Here is a 5,103-nt window from a genome sequence, read left to right on the forward strand (position 1 = left end):
CCTTCAGTTGGTAGGTTAAAACATGCTTAAATAATTCTGTGCTTAAGTTAACCAGTTTCGGCAAATGTGTACAGCTATTTTGAAGTTGTACAAGACTATTTTTTGTAGCAAAAAGTGCGGTCAGTAGTGTAATCCTCTACCAGCATGTTTTTTGAGAGGGATATTCAGGTGTTGTAGCAGGCGAAATTGCATTTTGCCCCCTCTGTAGCCTGAAGATCGCCCGGAACGCTTTCTGCTGCATAACGCCTTAAGGATATGTGGATGTACAAGTTTTTCCCGCCGGCTGTGGCGGTGCTTTTTGCTGGTCTCGCCGGTCTTTTTAGCCTGCCTGCTCAGGCGAACTATATTCTGGAAAAAGTGGTGGAGGTTAGCAGACACGGTGTGCGTCCACCGTCACCGGACAATCGTCGGGCAATTGAAAACGGTTCGGCCCGACGCTGGCCCGCCTGGCAGGCTGAAGATGGCAACCTGACCGGCCACGGCTATACGGCAGCCTGGCTAAAAGGACGTTACGAAAGTGATTATTATCGCCAGGCGGGTCTGCTGACAAAAGGCTGCCCCGGCAAACAGGATTTTTATCTGGTAGCCAGCCCCCTGCAGCGTACCAGAGCCACCGCGCAGGCACTGGCCGAAGCGGCGTTTCCGGGCTGCGGCATTACAGCCCATTCAAAAGCAACATACGATCCGTTGTTCCAGCTTCCTGCTGATAAAGTCAGCAAAGCGCAGGCTGCGAGGCATTATCAGGAGGCATTACGCGCCATGGGCGGCAGCCTGAGCGCAGCGCAACGACGGCTCGAACCGTCAATCAACGCGCTTAAAGAGGCGGTCTGCGACCCGGCACAGCCCTGCCCCGCTTTTAGTCAGCCCTGGCAGCTCGCGGTGTGGTCGAACGGCACGGTCGGTATTCAGGGGCTGGACACGCTGGCCGCGATGGCTGAAACGCTACGGCTGGAGTGGAGCGAAAACAAGCCGCTCGATGAAATAGCTTTTGGCAAGGTTAGAAAACAGGCAGAGCTGGCTGCGCTGCTGCCGCTGCTGAGCGCTAAATATGACTACACCAATGATTTGCCGGGGCTCGCCCGTCAGGGTGCTTCACGGCTGATGAGCCAAATCGCCGGCGCGCTGCGGGCTGGTACGGAAGGATCATCTGCAGAGCATGCGGTTGATGCTCCGCCAGACGTCCGCTGGCTGCTCTATGTCGCCCACGATATTAATATCGCCTGGCTGCGCACCATGCTGGATTTCAACTGGCAACAGGCCGATTATCCGCACGGTAATATTCCGCCCGGCAGCAGTCTGGTATTCGAACGGTGGCGGGATAAGGACGAGCACTTTATCCGAATCTATTTTCAGGCACAAAGTCTTGACCAACTGCGTGAGCTGACGCCGCTTGACGGACAGCACCCTCCGTTGCTGACCGAGCTAACGTTTCCGGGGTGCAGGAAAACGCCCGTAGGCACGCTTTGTCCCTGGCACAGCGCTATGCAGCGAATTGAGCGGCATATTATGCTTTCGTCTACGGCGTCCGCACGCTAGCCCACAGACAGGCTTTGTCTCCCTTTGCTGACAGCGGTTCAGAACGTGGTAAACAGCCGCAAATTATATCGGGCACTGCACGATCGTTTTTTGCGTCGGGCAGCTAATAAAAAGCGCCACGGAGTGTGCCGCGGCGCTTTCTCTGCGATCACCGGCTCGCTTAAGCAGACGGATGCGCGATAGCCTGCTGGCTTGTATGACTGCTTTAGCCAACCGGCAACTAATAAAAAAGCGCCACGGCAGCGTGCCGCGGCGTTTTGTCTTCCGTTGCCCGTTCACTTAAGCAGACTGATGCTCGATAGTCTGCTGGTTTTTAATTGTCTGTTCATGCGAGATAGGGATCCGGCGAGGTTTTTCGCTCTCGGGTATTTCCTGATACAAATCAACGGAAAGAATGCCGTCCTGCAGTGTTGCACCGGTCACTTTCACGTGCTCCGGCACCATATAGCTCAGCCGGAAATCAGCATGATTAATGCCGCGATGGAGCCAGCCCTGTTGGTTTTCGGTTTCGTTCTGTTCCTGCTTTTTACCGGAAATTGTTAGCTGTCCCCCTACCGTTTCGATAGCCAGATCGCTCTCTTTCCAGCCGGGTACGCTGACGGCTAACGTATAGCGATCTTTATCCACGCGGCGAATATCGTAGGCAGGCGAGGCCGCTAAAGAGACATTGTCGGCTGACTGACCGAAAAGTCCGTTCATACGGTTAAGGCGCTCGGAAAACAGCGCATCGCTCAAAGAAGGGATCAGGGAAAAGTGGCGTACGTTCATCATCATAACCTCCTGAATACGGTTGCTATTCAAAAGCTCATTTCGCGCAGGTTCGCCGCCTGCTTATGACTAAAATAGGGACGACCAAACCTGTTTCAAGCGCTGCAAATAAAATTTTTTACTGGCTGCCTGTCATCGCCATCCTGAGAATGGCGCATAAAAAAAACCTGAGCCGGGCGTACTGCCGGACTCAGGTTTTTTCAAGGTAACAGGCGGAACAGGGTGTTCGCTTTCCGACCTGCTGACTACGCCTTGATTCTTTTCTTCACCAGCGTCCAGCTGACCAGCAGCAGCGCTATCCAACCGATACCGACGTAAAGCGATACGCGGGTATCCGGGAAATAGCCAATCAGGCCGATAATAAAGAACAGGAACAGGATGCCGACAGTAGCCGTAAACACGCCGCCCGGCATCGCAAACTTCAGCTCTTTTGCCTGGGCAGGCGTCAGCGTACGGCGAAAGCCGATCTGGGCGAACAGGATCATAATCCATACCCACACCGTGGCAAATGTCGCCAGCGAAGCGATCACCAGGAAGACTTTTTCCGGCATCAGGTAGTTCAGATAAACCGCAATCAGCATCGCAAGCATCATCACCAGCACGGTGATCCACGGAATACCGCGACGCGAGACGGTAGCGAACATTTTAGGCGCATGGCCCTGCTCCGCCATGCCGTGCAGCATTCGGCCAACGCCGAAAACATCGCTGTTAATCGCCGAAAGCGAGGCCGTAATCACCACAAAGTTCAGAATGGCTGCCGCCGCCGCAATGCCCATATGCTGGAAAGTCAGTACGAACGGGCTGCCGTTGGTACCCACCTGATTCCACGGATAGATGGACATAATCACAAACAGCGTGCCGACATAAAATACCAGGATACGCAGAGGGACGGTATTTATCGCTCGAGGAATCGACGTAGCGGGATCTTTCGCTTCTCCGGCGGTGATGCCGATAATCTCAATGCCGCCATAGGCAAACATCACGATCTGCAGCGACAGCACCATACCGATGACGCCATGGGCAAAGAAGCCGCCGTTAGTCCATAAATTGCTGATGCCGGTAGGCTGACCACCGTTACCGATACCCCAGAAAATAATCCCGATACCCGCCACGATCATAATAATGATGGTCGCGACCTTGAACAGTGACAGCCAGAACTCCACTTCGCCAAAGACTCTTACCGTGGCGAGGTTGATAGCGCCAATAATCAGCACCACGCTCAGCACCCACACCCAGTGCGGCACGTCCGGGAACCAGACGCCCATATAGATGCCAAAAGCGGTGACGTCGGCAATGGCCACAATCAGGATTTCAAAGCAGTAAGTCCAGCCGGTGATATAGCCGGCCAGCGGGCCAAGATAATCCTGAGCATAGCGGGAGAACGAGCTGGCCTGCGGGTTGTTCACCGACATTTCACCCAGCGCGCGCATGATGATGTAAGCAATAGCGCCGCCGATGATATAGGCGAGAATGACGCTTGGACCGGCCATTTTCATTGCATCGGCCGAGCCGTAAAACAGACCGGTGCCGATGGCCGAACCCAGCGCCATAAAGCGGATGTGACGGGTACTCAGTCCCTTTTTGAGCGTATTATTTTTCATCTTTCATTCTGCTTAAACTCTGTCAACTTCTCCTGCCGGAGATCGGGCAGGAGAAGGTATCACACTTTTACTGCTGGTGCGCATTCACCTGCGCGCGTCCCATTACGCGATCGCAGATAGCCACCACGACCAGCATCGCCAGGGAAGGCGGCAGCCAGGCCAGGCCCTGCTCGGCCAGCGGCAGATTGGCCGTAAACGCAGGCAGCACCTCTTTAAAGGCCGTGGTTTTAATGCCATCAATGATGCCGAAAATCAGGCTGACCAGCATGGTCGGCGCGATAATACGCATGCTTTTGTTCCACCAGCGCAGCGTAAAGCTCAGCAGGATCAGGACAATACAAGGCGGATAGATAGCCGTCAGTACAGGAATAGAAAACTGGATAAGCTTGCTCAGCCCCAGATTCGACACCAGCATTGAGAACAGGCCCAGAATAAACACCAACTGACGATAGGTCAGCGGCAGATACTGCTGGAAGAACTCGGCGCAGGCGCAGGTCAGGCCCACTGCCGTCACCATACAGGCCACAAAAATTAGCGCCGCAAGGAACAGGCTACCCAGCCCCCCGAAGGTGTGCTGAACATAGGCATGCAGGATAGCCGCGCCGTTGGCGTTCTGATCGACAATAGAGGCGCTGTCAGAGCCGAGTTTAAACAGGGCCAGATAAACCAGCGTCAGCCCTACCCCCGCGATCAAACCCGCAATAATAGTGTAGCGCGTCAGCAGGCCGGCTTCGCTAACCCCGCGAGAACGAGCCGCATTCACGATAACAATGCCAAATACCAGCGCGCCCAGCGTGTCCATCGTCAGATAGCCGTTAATAAAGCCGCTGGAGAAAGCACCATGCTGATAGCTTTCGGTCGCTGGGGCCAGGCTGCCCGCTGGCCAAATCAGCGCGGCGATACCCAGTACGGCCAGTGCGGCAATTTTCAGGGGTGCCAGGATATGTCCGACAGTATCCAGCAGCTTGCCTGGATAAAGTGAAATGCCAATGACCAGTGCGAAATAGACCAGGCTGTAAATAAACAGCGGTAGCGCGCTGTCGCCGGTCAGCGGTGCAATGCCCACTTCAAAAGAGACAGTGGCGGTGCGCGGGGTGGCGAAAAGGGGGCCAACGGCCAGATAGCAAACGGTGGCCAGCACGATACCTGCCGCTTTGCCAATCGGCGAGCTGAGCGCATCAATACCGCCGCCAACTCG

At 55.0% G+C, this 5,103-nt stretch carries 4 protein-coding genes; 1 reads left to right on the forward strand and 3 read right to left on the reverse strand.

The window, feature by feature from the left end; translation table 11 throughout:
• The first annotated feature begins 261 nt into the window (after positions 1–261).
• Complete coding sequence (locus RTK32_RS18815; protein ID WP_312046665.1) at positions 262–1,536, forward strand: histidine-type phosphatase; 1,275 nt, start codon at positions 262–264, stop codon at positions 1,534–1,536.
• 279 nt (positions 1,537–1,815) lie between these two features.
• Here the strand turns inward: RTK32_RS18815 and RTK32_RS18820 are convergent, their stop codons facing one another.
• The 3 genes from RTK32_RS18820 to brnQ form a co-directional block, all read right to left on the reverse strand.
• Positions 1,816–2,304 (reverse strand): Hsp20 family protein, encoded by a 489-nt coding sequence (locus RTK32_RS18820; RefSeq protein WP_312046670.1) that lies wholly within the window; start codon positions 2,302–2,304, stop codon positions 1,816–1,818.
• Between the two features lie 245 nt (positions 2,305–2,549).
• Positions 2,550–3,905, reverse strand: a complete 1,356-nt coding sequence (gene proY, locus RTK32_RS18825; protein ID WP_312046667.1) for a proline-specific permease ProY — start codon at positions 3,903–3,905, stop codon at positions 2,550–2,552.
• Between the two features lie 67 nt (positions 3,906–3,972).
• On the reverse strand, positions 3,973–5,103 hold a 1,131-nt coding region (gene brnQ, locus RTK32_RS18830; RefSeq protein WP_312046668.1), incomplete at its 5' end, for a branched-chain amino acid transport system II carrier protein.

The organism is Erwinia sp. (assembly GCF_031978025.1).
In the GTDB taxonomy this organism is placed as follows: Bacteria; Pseudomonadota; Gammaproteobacteria; order Enterobacterales; family Enterobacteriaceae; genus Erwinia.